Here is a 17582-nt window from a genome sequence, read left to right as displayed (position 1 = left end):
CAGGCACCATGTGAATTTTTCACATGGTGCCTGTCACCTTTTCTACTTTAAACGACATAAATATATTATTTGAATGATTATAGTGAAAACCGTCGAACGATTATTTGAACTTGTTCACTATTTTGACAAACTTTTAAATCTATTAATTTTATAATTATTTCCAACGATGAAAGAACAAGGGAGTGTGATTTATGGAAAAGACTAACGTAAGTTTCATAGAACCAGTCGGAGAAGTCAACCTTCATTCATCTAAATGGGATATAGGAAAAGGAATACGGAAATTCCAATTAATGCTTGAGTCCTTTTTTATAAAAAAAGGTTATTTATTAGTATTAATAGGATTCTTACTTGGACGGGCCTTGATTTTGGCGAAGTTAACACCATTTTGCCTGCCATTTTTCGCATCAGTCTATTTAATTAAAAGAGATCGGGCACCGCTTGCTCTGATCGGGCTGATCGTCGGGGCTGCCACAATTTCTTTAGGGAATGCCGCCTTTACCTTTGCTGTAACAGTTCTATTTTTAACCATCTATCGAATTAGTGAAAAGTGGCTGACGAATGAAGTTCGATCCCTGCCATTTTTTGTTGCGATTATCCTAGGCCTTGGGAAATTGATAGAGTCGTTTATTCTATCAAGACAACTAACCCTCTATGATTTAATGATGGCTGGGGTTCAGTCAAGTCTTGCTTTTATTTTGACACTTATTTTTCTGCAAAGTATTCCATTACTCACTTTAAATAAACGAAGACAGCTGTTAAAAACGGAAGAGATTGTTTGTTTAATTATCATGCTTGCCTCAATCTTGTCAGGGACGATTGGCTGGAAGGTTTATGATATGTCGATTGAACATATCATGTCGAGATATCTGGTATTGGTCTTTTCATTTATTGCCGGGGCAACTGTGGGTTCCACGGTAGGGGTAGTGACCGGGCTGATTTTTAGTCTTGCAAGTGTATCTAGCTTCTATCATATGAGTCTACTAGCGTTTTCAGGGGTGCTTGGCGGCCTGCTAAAGGAAGGGAAAAAAATTGGAGTTTCCATCGGTTTATTTATTGCTACCCTGCTGATTGGCATGTATGGAGAAGGCGAGGGCTCCATCTTACAAACTGTATTGGAGACTTTATCGGCCATTTTCTTATTCCTCTTAACGCCACAAGTATTTACTTCAAAGCTGGCAAAATATATACCGGGAACACCGGAACACACGGCAGAGCAGCAAAAATACATGCGCAAAATGCGCGATGTTACAGCACAAAGAGTTTCCCAATTTTCAGGTGTCTTTCATGCTCTATCCAAAAGCTTCTCTCAAATGGAAGTCATGCAGGAAGAAGAGGAAAATGACCGCGAGATGGATTATTTCATGAGCAATGTGACTGAACGGACTTGTCAAACTTGCTTTAAAAAGGAACAGTGCTGGGCAAAGAATTTTAATACAACCTATGCGGCGATGGAAGAGATTATTCATGAAATGGACCAAAATGACGGTAATGTGTCGCCAAGACTAGCAAGGGAATGGGATAAACTTTGTTCTCGCCCCAAAAAGGTATACGAAACGATCGGGCAGCAGCTAACCTTCTATCAAGCCAATTTAAAATTAAAGAAGCAGGTGCGGGAAAGCCGTAAGCTGGTGGCTGAACAATTGTTAGGTGTATCTGAAGTCATGGATAACTTTGCAAAGGAAATTCAGCGTGAAAGAGAGAATCATCATAAACAAGAAGAACAAATTATGGAAGCAATTCAGGATTTTGGCATTCAAATTGAACAGGTTGAAATTTATAGCCTTGAACAAGGTAATGTCGATATTGAGATGACAGTACCGTTTGGTAATGGTCACGGAGAGTGTGAAAAGTTAATTGCACCGATGCTGTCAGATATTCTTGGGGAAACCATTATTGTGAACAAGGAGGAATATGGAACCATCCCTGAAGAATTATGTAATGTAAACTTCCGATCATCGAAGGCTTATACGGTAGATACAGGTGTGGCCCATGCAGCGAAAGACGGCGGCTTAGTATCGGGCGACAGCTATTCAACGATTGAACTTGGATTGGGTAAATTCGCCATCGCCATTAGTGACGGCATGGGAAATGGAGAAAGGGCTCATTATGAAAGTAAAGAAACATTGCAGCTCTTGCAAAAGATATTACAATCAGGAATAGAAGAAAAGGTCGCGATAAAATCAGTTAACAGCATCCTATCACTTCGGACTACAGATGAAATTTTTTCTACATTAGATTTAGCAATGATTGATTTAAAAAATGCGTCTGCAAAGTTTCTTAAAATTGGCTCGACGCCAAGTTTTATAAAAAGAGGAAATAAAGTTATTAAAATTCAGGCAAGTAATTTACCAATGGGCATCCTTCAGGAGTTTGAGGTGGATGTTGTCAGCGAACAATTAAAAGCAGGAGATCTGCTAATTATGATGAGTGATGGAGTATTTGAAGGACCAAAGCATGTAGAAAATTATGATTTATGGATGAAACGAAAGGTACAAGAGCTAGAGACCGATGATCCGCAAGAGGTTGCAGATCTAATAATGGAAGAGGTTATTCGCTCCAGATCTGGTTTAATTGATGATGATATGACTGTGACTGTAGCTAAAATTAAACATAATACACCGAAGTGGGCGTCTATTCCTCTTCATAAAGTAAAACGCCATGCCTAACCAATTAATTTATCCACTCCTTCAGTTAAATATGTATAAATCAACCTAATCCCGTCGAAAATGGTAGCAATACTGAAAATGGAGGGGGAAGGTTATGTACACAGGGAAGATTCGGCAAATTTTACTGATTACAGATGGATGCTCAAATCAAGGGGAAGACCCGATAGCGATGTCAGCTCTTGCTAATGAACAAGGAATTACTGTGAATGTCATTGGTGTCATGGAGCATGATGTGATTGATGAAAAGGGAATTACCGAAATTGAAGGGATTGCCATGTCAGGCGGCGGAGTCAGTCAGATTGTTTATGCCGAACGGCTTTCGCAAACGGTGCAGATGGTTACCCGGAAAGCAATGAATCAAACCATTCAAGGTGTAGTCAACCGTCAGCTTCAGGAAATATTGGGAGGTTCACAAACAATGGAGGATCTTCCGCCTGAAAAACGCGGTGAGGTTATGGAGGTTGTCGATGAATTGGGGGAAACTGTCGAATTAGAGGTGTTGATTCTTGTCGATACAAGCGCAAGTATGAAACACAAGCTTCCAACAGTAAAAGAGGCGCTCCTTGACCTTTCTCTAAGCTTGAATGCAAGGACTGGAGATAATCTGTTTTCTGTGTATGTATTTCCCGGGAAAAAGAATGATGTCGAAAAATTGCTTGATTGGACACCTAAGTTACAAGTTTTGACAAGTGTGTTTTCCCAGCTGTCGACCGGTGGCATCACGCCAACAGGGCCGGCATTAAGGACTGCCTTATCTGCTTTTACAGAAAAAAAACAATCATTAAGGAGCCTGCTGTCTCGTGATGATGAATCATACTTTGAAGAATCAATGTAAGGTAAGCCCCGGGACCATTATTACAGGAAAGTGGCATGCGCGAGAATATAGGATTATTAAGGAACTAGGATTTGGTGCAAATGGGGTGGTTTACCTTGCCAAACATAAAGACACTCAGGTCGCTTTAAAAATGAGTGATAATGGTATGTCAATCACCTCAGAGGTTAATGTTTTAAAATCCTTTGCAAAGGTCCAGGGACACTCCCTCGGACCTTGTTTGCTTGATGTCGATGATTGGCAGTGGAATAACAGCAAGATATCTTTTTATGTGATGGAGTATATTCAGGGGCCGGATTTCCTGTCCTTTATACAAACGAAAGGACCCTCTTGGACAAGTGTATTATTTTTGCAGCTGCTGAATGATTTAGAACACCTTCATCAAAACGGCTGGGTCTTTGGAGATTTGAAACCTGAAAATTTAATCGTGACGGGCCCGCCTCCGAAAATCAGATGTATAGATGTGGGCGGTACGACCATTAAGGGCCGGGCCATTAAAGAATTTACTGAGTTTTATGACCGCGGCTATTGGGGATTAGGTTCCCGAAAGGCTGAGCCATCCTATGATTTATTTGCGGTTGCCATGATTATGATTAATACAGCTTATCCAAAGCGATTTACGAAATCAACAGGCGGGCTCCCGCAGCTAAAAGATGCCATTCGGCAAAAACAAGAGTTAATAAAATTTGAACCCGTTATTTTAAAGGCACTCCAAGGACAATATAGTCAAGCTAAACAAATGCGGGAAGATTTATTAGATTTAATGGTCGAGAAAAATAATTCTGCTGTTCCTTCAAAACCACGAGTAAATAAACAAAAAACTGCCCAGGGTAACCAAGGTGGGGTAAAAAATACTCAATCCGTACCACTTTCAAGACAGAGCTACAGGCGGAAAAAGAAAAAAAGCGGCTTGATGGAATTTTTATTTATCGCAATCGTTCTAGGTGTCTTATATGCTTGGTATACTTTTAATAATTTACCGTAATAAAATGAAACCATTTTTACTTTCATCCGTATAGATAGAAAACCTAATTTTTCATTACATTAATTTTTGATAGTTCATAATCAAAAGTGGTAAGCTAAAAAGAAAAGCGCAAGCGCACGTTTAGCGGCGTATGGATTGGATCCGCTCCGAATGAGATAAAGGAAAACCGAAAAGCGTAAGCGATCCGATGTTGACTTATCGTAAGGAGAAGAGGGCCAATGCACTAGCCGCTGTGCGCTGAAGCTGGACAAAAGAAAAGCGGAAGCCCGATATGCGACTTCCAAATTTGCTTAGAAAGTGTGCAATTTATATGTTCGAATCTAAAGTTGAGTCCTTTTTGCAGCGCCATTCCTTTTCCTTGGACAACAAACGGATTGTAGTGGGAGTTTCGGGTGGACCCGATTCATTAGCACTTCTTCACTACTTATTGAAGGAACGAGAAAAAAGAAATCTGTTTTTGGTAGTCGCTCACGTGGACCATATGTTCCGTGGAGAAGAATCCTTCCTGGATGCCATGTTTGTAAAAGACTTTTGCGGACAGTACAACATCCCTTTTGAAATGGTTCAAGTTAATGTAACCAAAATCATGAAAGAGACAGGAAAGAGTTCTCAAATTGCAGGAAGAGAAGTAAGATATGATTTTTATCATACAATAATGAAACAGTATCAATCCTCGTATTTAGCATTAGGACACCATGGTGATGACCAAATAGAGACTATGCTGATGCGGCTTACAAGAGGGAGCAGCGGAAAAGCCAGAGCGGGTATTCCATTCTCACGGCCGTTTTATGAAGGGATTATTTTTCGCCCCTTTTTATGTTTAACGAAAGAGGAACTACAACATTATTGTGATAGACATAAGCTTTTCCCAAGGATAGACCCAAGCAATGCGAAGGGCATTTATAGCAGGAATCGTTATCGTAAGCAGGTTCTGCCTTTTCTTAAAGCAGAAAACAGCCATGTACATGAACATTTTCAGCGTTTTAGCGAAGAGCTGCAAAGTGATGAGGAGTTTTTACTGGAATTAACAGTTGAGCGATTGAATACAGTATTGACAAAAAGAGAAGAAGACAAAATGACTATTGACATTAATCGTTTTCTTGAAATGCCTTTACCTTTACAAAGGAGAGGGATTCAACTAATATTAAACTATCTTTACAAGGAAAAACCTGCATCTCTTTCTGCGATACATATCGATCAAGTATATTCTTTAATACACCATCACGAGCCTTCAGGAACACTTGATCTTCCATATGGTTTAAAGGTTATTCGCTCTTATTTTCAACTTTCATTCCAATATGGGCAAATAAAGGCTGAACCCTATTATTTTGAAGTCAATGAACCCGGAACGATCATGCTTCCTAATGGAGGGAGCATAATTATCGATTTTATAACCGGGGGAAATCCTGATGAGTCATGGAATAGTGCCATATTTAATGCAGCCTCGCTTCGATTTCCTTTGATTATACGCAACAGAAAAAAAGGTGACCGGATGACATTAAAGGGTATACAGGGGTCAAAAAAGTTAAAGGATATTTTTATTGATCAAAAAGTTCCACGGCCGGACCGCGAGGTGTGGCCGGTCATTACAGACAGAGAGGGATTAATTATTTGGCTTCCAAATATAAAAAGGTCTTCTTTTGAAGGTGTTGATCCAACTGCAGAACAGCATATAAAACTAACATACAATACGTAATGATCTTCTAGGGGGCACATTTTATGATGAAAGATGATATTGAAAAGGTATTAGTTTCAGAAGAAGAAATTCAAGAGAAGATTAAGGAATTAGCAGCTCAATTAACGGAAGAGTATCATGATCGTTTCCCACTTGCAATTGGTGTTTTAAAAGGTGCAATGCCATTTATGTCAGACCTATTAAAGCGCATGGATTGCTACCTTGAAATGGATTTTATGGATGTCTCAAGCTATGGTACAGCCCTTGTATCTTCTGGAGAGGTTAAAATTTTAAAGGATTTAGATACTTCTGTGGAAGGAAGGGACATATTAATTATAGAAGATATTATTGATAGTGGCTTAACACTTAGCTACTTAGTCGATTTGTTCCGTTATCGTAAAGCAAAATCGATTAAAATTGTTACTTTGCTTGATAAGCCAACAGGAAGAAAAAGTGACATACAAGCTGATTATGCAGGCTTTATTGTTCCGGATGAATTTGTTGTTGGATATGGTTTAGATTATATTGAAAAGTACCGGAATCTTCCTTACATTGGTGTTTTAAAACCAGAAGTTTATAGTAATAATTAATAAGAAATAAACTTGTATGACTGGTTGTGACAGTCCTAAATTCTGAGAGTAATTCCTTGAATTAGCAAGATTTTCTATGATACTATATAATTTAGTTTTTATCCGCGGGAGGAGGTAAGAGATGAATCGGATTTTCCGTAATACCATCTTTTATTTATTAATATTTTTAGTCATTATTGGTGTAGTTAGTTTCTTTAATGGAAGCAGTGAGCCAACAGATAAAATCTCATATGATAAATTTGTAACGCAATTAGAAAGTGGTAAAGTTAAATCATTTTCCATGCAGCCTGAACGAGGTGTCTATGAGGTTCAGGGTGTATTAGAATCCGGTAATAAGAAGTTTATTACCTATATTCCTAACAGTGAAAAGATTCTCAACCGTATTGATAAGGCTGATTCAAAAGTGGAAGTTATGCCGGCTAAGGAAACAAGCGGCTGGGTTACTTTCTTTACTTCCATTATTCCGTTCGTGATCATCTTTATTTTATTTTTCTTTTTGTTAAACCAAGCTCAGGGCGGCGGAAGCCGTGTCATGAACTTTGGTAAATCTAAGGCAAAACTTTATAACGATGATAAGAAAAAGGTTCGTTTTAGAGATGTTGCTGGTGCAGATGAAGAAAAAGCAGAATTAGTCGAAGTGGTTGAGTTTTTAAAGGACCCACGTAAATTTGCTGAACTTGGTGCGCGTATTCCAAAAGGAGTATTACTTGTAGGACCTCCTGGTACTGGTAAAACATTGCTTGCCCGTGCTACAGCTGGTGAAGCTGGTGTACCGTTCTTCTCCATCAGTGGTTCTGATTTCGTTGAAATGTTTGTCGGGGTTGGTGCATCCCGTGTTCGTGATTTATTTGAAAATGCGAAGAAAAATGCTCCTTGTATTATTTTCATTGATGAAATTGACGCGGTTGGACGTCAACGTGGTGCTGGCCTCGGCGGTGGCCACGATGAGCGTGAGCAAACCTTGAATCAATTGCTGGTTGAAATGGATGGATTTGGTGCAAATGAAGGCATTATCATTATTGCTGCAACCAACCGTGCAGATATTCTCGATCCTGCATTATTACGTCCAGGACGCTTTGACCGTCAGATTACCGTTGACCGTCCAGATGTTGTGGGACGTGAGGCAGTTCTAAAAGTACACGCTCGTAATAAACCATTAGATGAATCTGTTAATTTGAAAAATATAGCAATGCGTACACCTGGTTTTTCTGGTGCTGATTTGGAAAATTTACTGAATGAAGCAGCATTAGTTGCAGCTCGCAGCAGTAAGAAGAAAATTGATATGGAAGATATTGATGAAGCGACTGACCGAGTAATTGCGGGACCTGCAAAGAAAAGCAGGGTTATATCAGAAAAGGAACGAAAAATTGTTGCTTTCCATGAAGGCGGCCATACGGTGATAGGTTTAGTACTCGATGAAGCGGATATGGTTCACAAAGTTACCATCGTCCCACGTGGGCAAGCTGGCGGATATGCCGTCATGCTTCCTAGAGAAGACCGTTACTTTATGACAAAGCCAGAATTGCTTGATAAGATTGTTGGTTTGTTAGGTGGCCGTGTTGCGGAAGAAATTGTCTTTGGTGAAGTAAGTACTGGTGCACATAATGACTTCCAACGTGCTACTGGTATTGCTCGTAAGATGGTAACTGAATATGGTATGAGTGATAAGCTCGGACCGCTTCAATTCGGTCAAGCATCAGGTGGTCAGGTTTTCTTGGGCCGTGACATTCATAATGAACAAAATTACTCCGATGCGATTGCCTATGAAATTGATCTTGAAATTCAAAGTATAATTAAAGAGTGTTATGAAAGAGCTAGAAAAATTCTTACTGAAAACCGTGATAAGCTTAATCTTATTGCTACCACTCTTCTTGAAGTAGAAACGCTTGTTGCTGAACAAATCAAATACTTGGTTGAGCATGGTCACATGCCAGATCCATCTGAACACTTAGAATCTGTGAGGATTGGACCCAAAAAAACAGATGATGTGAAGGTAACCATCAATACAAAAAAAGATGAGGCGGTAAAAGAGGAAAAATCCTTTTTAGATACCCCATCTGACGAAATCGATTATAAATAATTTAGGAAAGAGTGCTTCACTGAAGCACTCTTTTTTTTCACGCATAAACTATTTATGATATGATGTTGCGTATGAGGAAAAGAATATAAATAAAGCGAGTGATAGAATTGATTTTCGTATTCGATGTGGGAAATACCAATATTGTCTTAGGTGTTTATGAGGGAGAGGAACTTAAGTATCATTGGCGTGTTGAAACGAACCGCAACCGTACCGAAGATGAATTTGGAATGAATATAAAGGCCTTATTTGACTTTTCGGGCCTTAAGTTTTCTGATATTGATGGCATTATTATTTCTTCCGTTGTGCCGCCAATCATGCTTGCCTTAGAAAGAATGTGTCAAAAGTACTTTCACATAAAGCCTCTTGTCGTCGGTCCTGGTATTAAAACAGGACTCAATATTAAATACGAAAATCCAAGAGAGGTCGGTGCTGACCGAATTGTGAATGCTGTAGCCGCTATTCATGAATATGGAAGCCCGCTTATCATAGTGGATTTTGGTACAGCGACTACGTATTGTTATGTGAATGAGGAGCGTCAATATATGGGTGGTGCAATTGCACCTGGAATTGGCATTTCGACGGAGGCCCTTTATTCTAGAGCAGCAAAATTACCACGGATTGAAATTGCTAGACCAGAAGGGGTAATTGGAAAGAATACCGTTTCGGCTATGCAGGCTGGGATTGTTTATGGCTATGTTGGACAAGTAGAGGGGATTGTGAAAAGGATGATGGACCAAAGCCCCAAAAAACCTACAGTAATTGCAACAGGAGGACTTGCGGGCTTAATTTCACAAGAATCAACTATTATTGATATAATTGATCCTTTTTTAACTTTAAAGGGTCTTTCACTTATCTATAAACGAAACATGGGATAACCTAATGTTATTCAGCAAGAAGGGAGTTATACTTTTGAAGGATTATCTTGTAAAGGCACTAGCCTATGATGGAAATATACGTGCATATGCAGTCCGCACTACTGATACAATCAGTGAAGCACAACGCCGTCATCAAACTTGGCGCACGGCGTCAGCTGCTCTTGGCCGCACGATGACCGCGGCGGTCATGATGGGGGCAATGCTAAAAGGTGAGGATAAACTTACAGTAAAAATTAATGGCGGCGGTCCACTTGGTCCGATTGTCGTCGATAGCAATGCCAAGGGTGAGGTGCGCGGTTATGTGACCAATCCGGAGGTTGATTTTGAATCAAATGAACACGGTAAGCTTGACGTCCGCCGTGCGGTCGGCACAGATGGTATGTTAGCGGTTGTTAAGGATATCGGATTGCGTGACTTCTTTTCTGGACAAGTACCGCTTGTATCAGGAGAACTGGGCGAGGACTTTACCTATTACTTTGCGACCTCAGAACAGGTACCTTCCTCTGTGGGAGTTGGTGTTTTAGTAAACCCCGATGACTCGATTTTAGCTGCAGGAGGGTTTATTTTTCAATTAATGCCAGGGACGCCGGATGCACTTATTTCTCAATTAGAAGAACGGTTAAAGACAATTGAACCAATTTCTAAATTAGTTGAGCGAGGACTTACTCCAGAGCAAATCCTTGTAGAATTGTTCGGAAAAGAGAATGTGAAAATTTTAGAAACAATGCCGGTCAGTTTTGAATGTAATTGCTCCAAAGAGCGTTTTGCCAATGCCATTATTGGCTTAGGGACGGCTGAGATCACCGCGATGATTGAAGAAGATGGACAGGCGGAGGCCCACTGTCACTTCTGTAATGAAAAATATCAATATTCTAAGGAAGAGCTAGAAGCCTTAAGAGAAGAAGCAAAATAGTCCTTAGTTATACAATAATGTCAGCGCAAGCGCCAGCGGTTAATATACATCGCTAAACAGCGCTTGCGCTTTTCATATGGAGGAGAAAAATTTGGGGAAGAAGCAGCTTTGGATGATCATTGCAGCCCTTGTTTTTATTAACTGTCTGACAGTGGCCTTTTTCCTGACAAGGGTGAACGAGGTAAATGGTTTAGCGGCAAATGACGAGGCCGTAGCTACTGTCGGAAAGAAGGAAATTTCCCGACAAGCCTGGTTGAATGAGTTAGAAGCTAAATATGGAAAAGATGTACTGAAGGAAATGGTCGACCAAAAAGTAATCGAGGAAATGGCAGCAAAATACAACATTAAGGTATCAGACCAAGATGTTGAGCGTGAATATCGAATGCTTCAGACTACATATAATACTTTTGGCCAAAAAAATCATCAAAATGAAACCAAGTGGAAAGAACAAATCCGCAGCAGTTTGCTCTTAGAAGAGATATTAACAAAGGATGTATCTGTTTCCAATCGTGAATTAAAAAGATATTATACAAAAAATAAAAATCTTTTCAGTGTTCCAGCAGCCTATCACTTATCGCACATAGTCGTTAAAACAAAGAAAGAAGCAGAAACTGCAGCAAAAGAGCTTGCTCATGGGTCTAGTTTTTCAGCAATGGCTATGGAACGGTCGCTAGAGGAGTTCTCAGCAAATGAAGGTGGGGATATCGGATATATTAGTGAAGGAGATGAGCGTTTTCCTAAACAATATATCACGGCTGCTAAAAAATTGAAGACAAAAGCTGTTAGCAAACCAATAAAGGTGAAGGAAGGATACGCTCTTTTAAAATTAGATGGGAAAATCAGTGGGAAAAGCTATTCGTATAATGAGGTTAAAGACCAAATCCGCCGGCAAATTGCTCTAGAACAAATGAAAACGCCAGCCTCAGCCTCTATCCTTTGGGATGAAGCTAAGGTCAAATGGTTTTATGGGGATAAAGACCTTAATTAAGACACAGTTGAAATTCTGTGTTTTTTTGTTGGATAAGGGAATGATAATAAAAAGCCGGCATTCCAGAGCCTAGGACAATCGACTTACAATTAGTACATATCTACTAATTATATTTTCAATTTATTTGAAATTTTTCAATCAAAACAATTGACAAGTTGGCTTAAAAACTGGTAAATTTAATAATATAATCCCAATAAAAATACTCGGAATAGAGGTGCTCTAATGGTTCGTGTTGCAAATTCAGTGGCTGAATTAATCGGCCAAACACCAATTGTTAAATTAAACAGATTAGTAGATGAAAATAGTGCAGATGTTTATTTAAAGCTTGAGTACTTTAACCCAGGCAGCAGTGTTAAGGACCGTATCGGTCTTTCGATGATTGAAGCTGCAGAAGAGCAAGGTTTAATTAAACCAGGTGATACAATTATTGAGCCAACAAGTGGTAATACAGGTATTGGACTTGCGATGGTTGCTGCAGCAAAAGGTTATAAAGCAATCTTCGTTATGCCTGAGACAATGAGCTTAGAAAGAAGAAACCTTCTTCGTGCCTATGGTGCAGAGCTTGTCTTAACTCCTGGGCCAGCAGGGATGAAAGGTGCAATTGCTAAAGCAGAAGAGCTAGTAAAGGAACACGGTTATTTCTTACCACAACAATTTAAAAACCAAGCAAATCCTGAAGTACATAGAAGAACAACAGGTAAAGAAATTGTTGAACAAATGGATCAACTAGACGCTTTTGTATCCGGAATCGGAACAGGTGGTACCATTACAGGTGCTGGAAGTGTCATTCGTGAAAAATTCCCAGAAGCGAAAATTATTGCGGTTGAACCAAAAGATTCACCAGTGCTATCAGGCGGAAACCCTGCACCGCACAAACTTCAGGGACTTGGTGCAGGTTTTGTACCAGATACTTTAAATACAAACATCTATGATGAGGTTATTCAAATCAGTACTGAAGAAGCATTCGAAGCATCTCGCCGTGCTGCTAGAGAAGAAGGTATTCTAGGCGGTATTTCTTCTGGTGCAGCGATTTCTGCAGCTCTAAAGGTAGCGAAAGAACTAGGTAAAGGTAAAAAAGTACTTGCGATTATTCCTGATAACGGAGAGCGTTATTTAAGTACACCACTTTACCAATATGATGCTGAATAAAAAAAGATAGGAGGCGTTGGCGAGATTTTGCCGAAGCCTCTTTTTTTTGTTAAAAATATGATAAAATGTGAAAAAACATGCTGGGGGGATATGGAATGAGAACAACTCAAGAACAAATCAAGTGTGGGCCATATACCTTGGAGTATTCCAAAAAGACCATTGTAATGGGAATCTTAAATGTGACCCCTGATTCCTTCTCAGATGGAGGGGAATTTAATCAAATCGAACGCGCGGTTGAACATGCAAGGGAAATGGCGGCAAATGGTGCGGATATTATTGATATTGGAGGAGAATCCACTAGGCCGGGTTATACTGTTATTTCCGATGAGGAAGAAATTGAACGGGTTGTCCCAGTCATAAAAGCCATTTCGGAACAGGTTCCAATCCCAATATCGATTGACACCTATAAAGCGGAGGTCGCCAAGCAGGCAATCGAGGCGGGGGCACACATCATTAACGATATTTGGGGAGCTAAAGCTGACGAAAAGATGGCACAGGTAGCTGCTGACTACAATGTTCCTATCATCCTTATGCACAATCGCCATGACCGTAACTACGAGTCTTTTATGAGAGATGTAATAAATGACCTTTATGAAAGTGTCGCAATTGTAAAAAAGGCCGGGGTAAGAGATGAAAATATTATCCTTGATCCTGGTATTGGTTTTGCACGTGACTATCATGAAAACTTGCTAACCATGCAAAACTTAGAAAAGTTTGTAATGCTAGGCTATCCTATTCTTTTAGGAACATCAAGAAAATCAATGATTGGACAAGCATTAAATCTGCCCGTTGGTGAAAGAATGGAAGGGACAGGAGCGACCATTTGTTACGGCATCCAAAAAGGCTGTCAAATGATCCGGGTTCACGACGTAAAAGAAATGAGCAGAATGGCTAGAATGATGGATATATTGATGGGGAAGGATGCTGTCATTGGATAAAATATATGTAAATATGATGGAGTTTTATGGTTATCATGGCGTGTTTCCTGAGGAGAATCGATTAGGCCAGCGATTTATTGTGGATTTATCTGTATCCGTTGATTTAAAAAAGGCTGGGGAATCAGATGAACTTAAATACTCCGTAAATTACGGCGAATTGTATCAAGTTTGTAAGGAAGTGGTTGAGGGGAAACCCTATAAGCTGATTGAAGCAGTTGCTGAAGAAATTGCCGCAAGTGTCATAAGAGTATTTCCGCTTGTACTAGATGTTACGGTTAAGGTGATTAAACCAGATCCTCCAATACCAGGTCATTACAAATCTGTTGCCGTAGAAATTACGAGGGGAAGATAAAAGTGGAAAATACAGCATTTATTGCCCTTGGCTCAAATATGGGAAACCGTTATGATAATATAGTTAATGCTATTAATCGATTAAAGAGTTATCCTGCTATCCAATTGGTAAATCTATCATCTGTGTACGAAACGGATCCCGTTGGATATGAGGACCAAGATTTATTTTTGAACATGGTAATCAAGGTTCAAACGAATCTAAGTGCGATGGAATTATTAGAGACATGTTTAAAAATTGAATTAGAACTTGGAAGAATAAGGGAAATAAAGTGGGGGCCAAGGACGTTAGACCTTGACATTCTAACCTTTAACCAAGAAAATATAGAATCAGAGAAACTTAATGTACCGCACCCAAGAATGTTAGAGCGGGCGTTTGTTTTAGTTCCATTAGTAGAAATTGATCAAAACCTTAGATTACCTGGGGTGGATAAACCTCTTAACATACTGCTGAATGAACTACCAGATAAAGAAGGAGTCCGATTATGGAAGCGGAAAAATGGGGAAGACGTATTCGTGCCTATCGGAAGCTAAAGGGTTATACACAAGAAGGCTTTTCGAGGGAACTAGGTGTATCAGTATCTATTTTAGGTGAAATTGAAAGAGGAAATCGCCTGCCTGCAGAAGATTTACTTGAGAAAATTACTCATTCCTTAAAAATTAGTATAGAAGACTTAAAACCAAAAGAATAGAGAAATGGAGGTTACCGAATGTTAAAAATAGGTGATATTGAAATAAAGAATCCTGTTGTATTAGCACCAATGGCAGGTGTATGTAATTCAGCGTTCCGTTTGACTGTTAAAGAATTTGGGGCTGGTTTAGTTTGTGCTGAAATGGTCAGTGACAAGGGGATCGTTTTTAAAAATGAAAAGACTATGAATATGCTTTATATTGATGAGCGTGAAAAACCGCTCAGCCTGCAAATTTTTGGCGGTGAAAAGGAAACCCTTGTAGAAGCGGCTAAGTTTGTTGATAAAAACACAAATGCCGACATCATTGATATCAATATGGGCTGTCCTGTTCCGAAGATTACAAAGTGTGATGCCGGAGCAAGATGGCTATTAGACCCTAATAAAATTTATGAAATGGTTTCGGCTGTTGTGGATGCAGTAGATAAGCCTGTGACTGTAAAAATGCGAATGGGCTGGGATGATGAGCATATTTTTGCTGTGAAAAATGCCCAGATGGTTGAACGAGCAGGCGGAAAGGCTGTAGCGCTGCACGGCCGTACTCGTGTGCAAATGTATGAAGGAAAAGCAAATTGGGATATTATTCGTGAAGTAAAACAGTCTGTTAATATCCCCGTCATTGGTAACGGGGACGTGCAAACACCTCAAGATGCGAAGAGAATGCTTGAGGAAACAGGTGTTGATGGGGTAATGATCGGCAGAGCAGCACTAGGAAACCCTTGGATGATTTACCGTACCGTTCAGTATTTAGAAACTGGTAAACTCTTAGGTGAGCCGTCTGTGAGAGAAAAAATCGACGTATGTATCCTTCACTTAGATCGATTAATTGCTTTAAAAAATGAGTATATTGCTGTCCGTGAAATGCGTAAGCATGCAGCATGGTATTTAAAAGGCGTCCGCGGTAATGCAAGGGTGCGTAATGCAATTAACGAATGCAATACAAGAGAAGACTTAGTTACCTTATTAAATGGTTTAGTGGCTGACGTAGAAGAATTGGAAAACAGTCAGTTAATTGTAGGTTAATTTGACAGTCCTCGCCCTATTTTCTATAATATCTTTGTTTACTGATTAGAGCTGCCAGTAGCATTACTGGCAGTTTTTATGTATTTGCGAACTTTTTTGATGTCTGAATTGTCATGTTTGTGTAAAATAATATAGTATGCAAAAAAGTGGAAGGGCTTAGATCAGCTGGTTGACCTATTAGAGTCGCATTATTGTCAGAGGGTTAAGTGCTGAAGCTAGAAAAGTTAATTGGCCAGTATTCTTTGAGCTTTACATAAAATAGAAAGTTATGGAGTTGAAGTAATTATGAGTCAGGAAGAATTAAACGACCAGTTTTTGGTCAGACGTGAAAAAATGAATACAATGCGAGAAAATGGATTAGATCCATTTGGCAAGCGTTTTGATCGTTCTCACAGTACAAAAGAATTAATTGAACAATACAATGATTTAGAAAAAGAAGAAATTGAGGCTAGTAATGTTTCTGTTACACTTGCTGGACGGATCATGACAAAGCGCGGTAAAGGTAAGGCTGGGTTTGCCCATATACAAGACTTGACAGGTCAAATTCAAGTATATGTGCGTCAAGATGCTGTTGGTGAAGAGTCATATAAGGTATTTGATTCAGCTGACCTTGGGGACATCATTGGGGTAACAGGAACCCTTTTCAAAACCAAAGTAGGTGAATTGTCTGTAAAAGTAAAGAACTTTGTGTTCCTTACGAAGGCACTTCGTCCGCTTCCTGATAAGTTCCATGGTTTGAAGGATGTAGAGCAGCGTTACCGTCAACGTTATTTAGATTTAATCATGAGTCAGGAAAGTAAGGAAACTTTTATTACTAGAAGCCGAATCATCCAGTCGATGCGCCGTTATCTAGATGACCATGGTTATTTAGAGGTTGAAACACCAATGATGCATGCGATAGCGGGTGGTGCTTCCGCTCGACCATTCATTACACATCACAATGCTCTTGATATGCCGTTATTTATGAGGATTGCTATTGAACTTCACCTTAAGAGACTGATTGTGGGTGGACTCGAAAAGGTATATGAAATTGGACGTGTTTTCAGAAATGAGGGTGTTTCTACTCGTCATAACCCTGAATTTACAATGATTGAACTTTACGAAGCATATGCAGATTACCGGGATATTATGAGTCTTACTGAGAGCCTAATTGCACATATCGCTCAAGAGGTTTTAGGGACCACCACTGTTCAATACGGTGACTATGAAGTAGATCTTAAACCTGAATGGAAGAGACTTCACATGGTTGATGCCATAAAAGAATATACGGGAGTCGATTTCTGGAAAGAGATGAGTGTTGAAGAAGCTCGTGCACTTGCTAAAGAACACAATATTGAAATAACCGAACACATGCTCTATGGTCATATTGTTAATGAGTTTTTTGAGCAGCGAGTTGAGGAAAAATTAATTCAGCCAACTTTCATTTACGGGCATCCTGTTGAGATTTCACCACTTGCGAAGAAAAATGAAGAGGATCCAAGGTTCACTGATCGTTTTGAGTTGTTTATTGTTGCCCGCGAGCACGCAAATGCCTTTACTGAACTTAATGACCCGATTGATCAAAGAGAGCGCTTTGAGGCTCAATTAAAAGAGCGTGAGCAAGGTAATGATGAAGCCCATCAAATGGACGAGGACTTTGTCGAAGCGTTAGAATATGGTATGCCGCCAACAGGTGGATTAGGAATTGGTATCGATCGCCTAGTTATGCTGTTAACCAATTCACCATCCATTCGGGATGTACTATTATTTCCGTTAATGCGTCATAAATAAAGGTTTAAAAGCGCCAGAGTCATCTGGCGCTTTTTTCTTGAAAGATAAGAAAGTATAAAAG

Annotated in this window: 16 protein-coding genes; all 16 read left to right on the top strand. The window is 39.6% G+C overall.

Annotated features, from left to right (window positions below):
• Positions 1–191: 191 nt before the first annotated feature.
• Positions 192–2666: a stage II sporulation protein E gene (gene spoIIE / locus COD92_RS09470; RefSeq protein WP_098530249.1), complete on the top strand. Its 2475-nt coding sequence runs from the start codon at positions 192–194 to the stop codon at positions 2664–2666.
• A gap of 94 nt (positions 2667–2760) precedes the next feature.
• On the top strand, positions 2761–3501 hold the full coding sequence (locus tag COD92_RS09465; protein WP_098530248.1) for a vWA domain-containing protein: 741 nt from the start codon (positions 2761–2763) through the stop codon (positions 3499–3501).
• Positions 3470–4483 (top strand): protein kinase domain-containing protein, encoded by a 1014-nt coding sequence (locus COD92_RS09460; RefSeq protein WP_098996199.1) that lies wholly within the window; start codon positions 3470–3472, stop codon positions 4481–4483. The genes COD92_RS09465 and COD92_RS09460 overlap by 32 nt, the downstream gene beginning before the upstream one ends.
• A 310-nt stretch (positions 4484–4793) precedes the next feature.
• On the top strand, positions 4794–6179 hold the full coding sequence (gene tilS, locus COD92_RS09455; RefSeq protein ID WP_098530283.1) for a tRNA lysidine(34) synthetase TilS: 1386 nt from the start codon (positions 4794–4796) through the stop codon (positions 6177–6179).
• Positions 6180–6202: 23 nt separating this feature from the next.
• A complete protein-coding gene (gene hpt / locus COD92_RS09450) occupies positions 6203–6748 on the top strand; it encodes a hypoxanthine phosphoribosyltransferase (RefSeq protein ID WP_098530246.1) in 546 nt (181 codons plus the stop codon).
• A gap of 121 nt (positions 6749–6869) precedes the next feature.
• On the top strand, positions 6870–8828 hold the full coding sequence (gene ftsH, locus COD92_RS09445) for an ATP-dependent zinc metalloprotease FtsH (protein ID WP_098530245.1): 1959 nt from the start codon (positions 6870–6872) through the stop codon (positions 8826–8828).
• A gap of 107 nt (positions 8829–8935) precedes the next feature.
• On the top strand, positions 8936–9703 hold the full coding sequence (locus tag COD92_RS09440) for a type III pantothenate kinase (RefSeq protein ID WP_098530244.1): 768 nt from the start codon (positions 8936–8938) through the stop codon (positions 9701–9703).
• 34 nt (positions 9704–9737) lie between these two features.
• Entirely contained in the window at positions 9738–10616 is an 879-nt protein-coding gene (gene hslO, locus COD92_RS09435) for an Hsp33 family molecular chaperone HslO (RefSeq protein WP_098996198.1), read from the top strand.
• A 91-nt stretch (positions 10617–10707) separates the two neighbouring features.
• Positions 10708–11604 (top strand): peptidyl-prolyl cis-trans isomerase, encoded by an 897-nt coding sequence (locus COD92_RS09430; RefSeq protein ID WP_098996197.1) that lies wholly within the window; start codon positions 10708–10710, stop codon positions 11602–11604.
• Between the two features lie 222 nt (positions 11605–11826).
• Positions 11827–12753 carry a cysteine synthase A gene (gene cysK, locus COD92_RS09425; protein ID WP_098996196.1) on the top strand — a complete coding sequence of 309 codons (927 nt, stop codon included), beginning with the start codon at positions 11827–11829 and terminating at the stop codon, positions 12751–12753.
• Between the two features lie 95 nt (positions 12754–12848).
• Positions 12849–13691 carry a dihydropteroate synthase gene (gene folP / locus COD92_RS09420; RefSeq protein ID WP_098996195.1) on the top strand — a complete coding sequence of 281 codons (843 nt, stop codon included), beginning with the start codon at positions 12849–12851 and terminating at the stop codon, positions 13689–13691.
• Entirely contained in the window at positions 13684–14043 is a 360-nt protein-coding gene (folB, locus tag COD92_RS09415; protein WP_098996194.1) for a dihydroneopterin aldolase, read from the top strand. Before folP ends, folB begins: the two co-directional genes overlap by 8 nt.
• A 2-nt stretch (positions 14044–14045) precedes the next feature.
• Entirely contained in the window at positions 14046–14573 is a 528-nt protein-coding gene (gene folK / locus COD92_RS09410) for a 2-amino-4-hydroxy-6-hydroxymethyldihydropteridine diphosphokinase (RefSeq protein ID WP_098530238.1), read from the top strand.
• Positions 14525–14731, top strand: a complete 207-nt coding sequence (locus tag COD92_RS09405) for a helix-turn-helix domain-containing protein (protein WP_098530237.1) — start codon at positions 14525–14527, stop codon at positions 14729–14731. Before folK ends, COD92_RS09405 begins: the two co-directional genes overlap by 49 nt.
• An 18-nt stretch (positions 14732–14749) precedes the next feature.
• A complete protein-coding gene (gene dusB / locus COD92_RS09400; protein ID WP_098996193.1) occupies positions 14750–15751 on the top strand; it encodes a tRNA dihydrouridine synthase DusB in 1002 nt (333 codons plus the stop codon).
• Positions 15752–16036: 285 nt separating this feature from the next.
• Positions 16037–17521, top strand: a complete 1485-nt coding sequence (gene lysS / locus COD92_RS09395) for a lysine--tRNA ligase (protein WP_098530235.1) — start codon at positions 16037–16039, stop codon at positions 17519–17521.
• Positions 17522–17582 lie beyond the last annotated feature (61 nt).

The organism is Bacillus sp. AFS037270, from assembly GCF_002585305.1.
The sequence above is the reverse complement of the archived record's forward strand: the minus strand, read 5'-3'. Positions and strand labels throughout refer to the sequence as shown.

Bases quoted from the DNA above. Each gene is read 5' to 3' on its own strand.
- spoIIE (WP_098530249.1), top strand. From the start codon at position 192: ATGGAAAAGACTAACGTAAGTTTCATAGAACCAGTCGGAGAAGTCAAC.
- COD92_RS09465 (WP_098530248.1), top strand. From the start codon at position 2,761: ATGTACACAGGGAAGATTCGGCAAATTTTACTGATTACAGATGGATGC.
- COD92_RS09460 (WP_098996199.1), top strand. From the start codon at position 3,470: ATGATGAATCATACTTTGAAGAATCAATGTAAGGTAAGCCCCGGGACC.
- tilS (WP_098530283.1), top strand. From the start codon at position 4,794: ATGTTCGAATCTAAAGTTGAGTCCTTTTTGCAGCGCCATTCCTTTTCC.
- hpt (WP_098530246.1), top strand. From the start codon at position 6,203: ATGATGAAAGATGATATTGAAAAGGTATTAGTTTCAGAAGAAGAAATT.
- ftsH (WP_098530245.1), top strand. From the start codon at position 6,870: ATGAATCGGATTTTCCGTAATACCATCTTTTATTTATTAATATTTTTA.
- cysK (WP_098996196.1), top strand. From the start codon at position 11,827: ATGGTTCGTGTTGCAAATTCAGTGGCTGAATTAATCGGCCAAACACCA.
- folP (WP_098996195.1), top strand. From the start codon at position 12,849: ATGAGAACAACTCAAGAACAAATCAAGTGTGGGCCATATACCTTGGAG.
- COD92_RS09405 (WP_098530237.1), top strand. From the start codon at position 14,525: ATGGAAGCGGAAAAATGGGGAAGACGTATTCGTGCCTATCGGAAGCTA.
- dusB (WP_098996193.1), top strand. From the start codon at position 14,750: ATGTTAAAAATAGGTGATATTGAAATAAAGAATCCTGTTGTATTAGCA.
- lysS (WP_098530235.1), top strand. From the start codon at position 16,037: ATGAGTCAGGAAGAATTAAACGACCAGTTTTTGGTCAGACGTGAAAAA.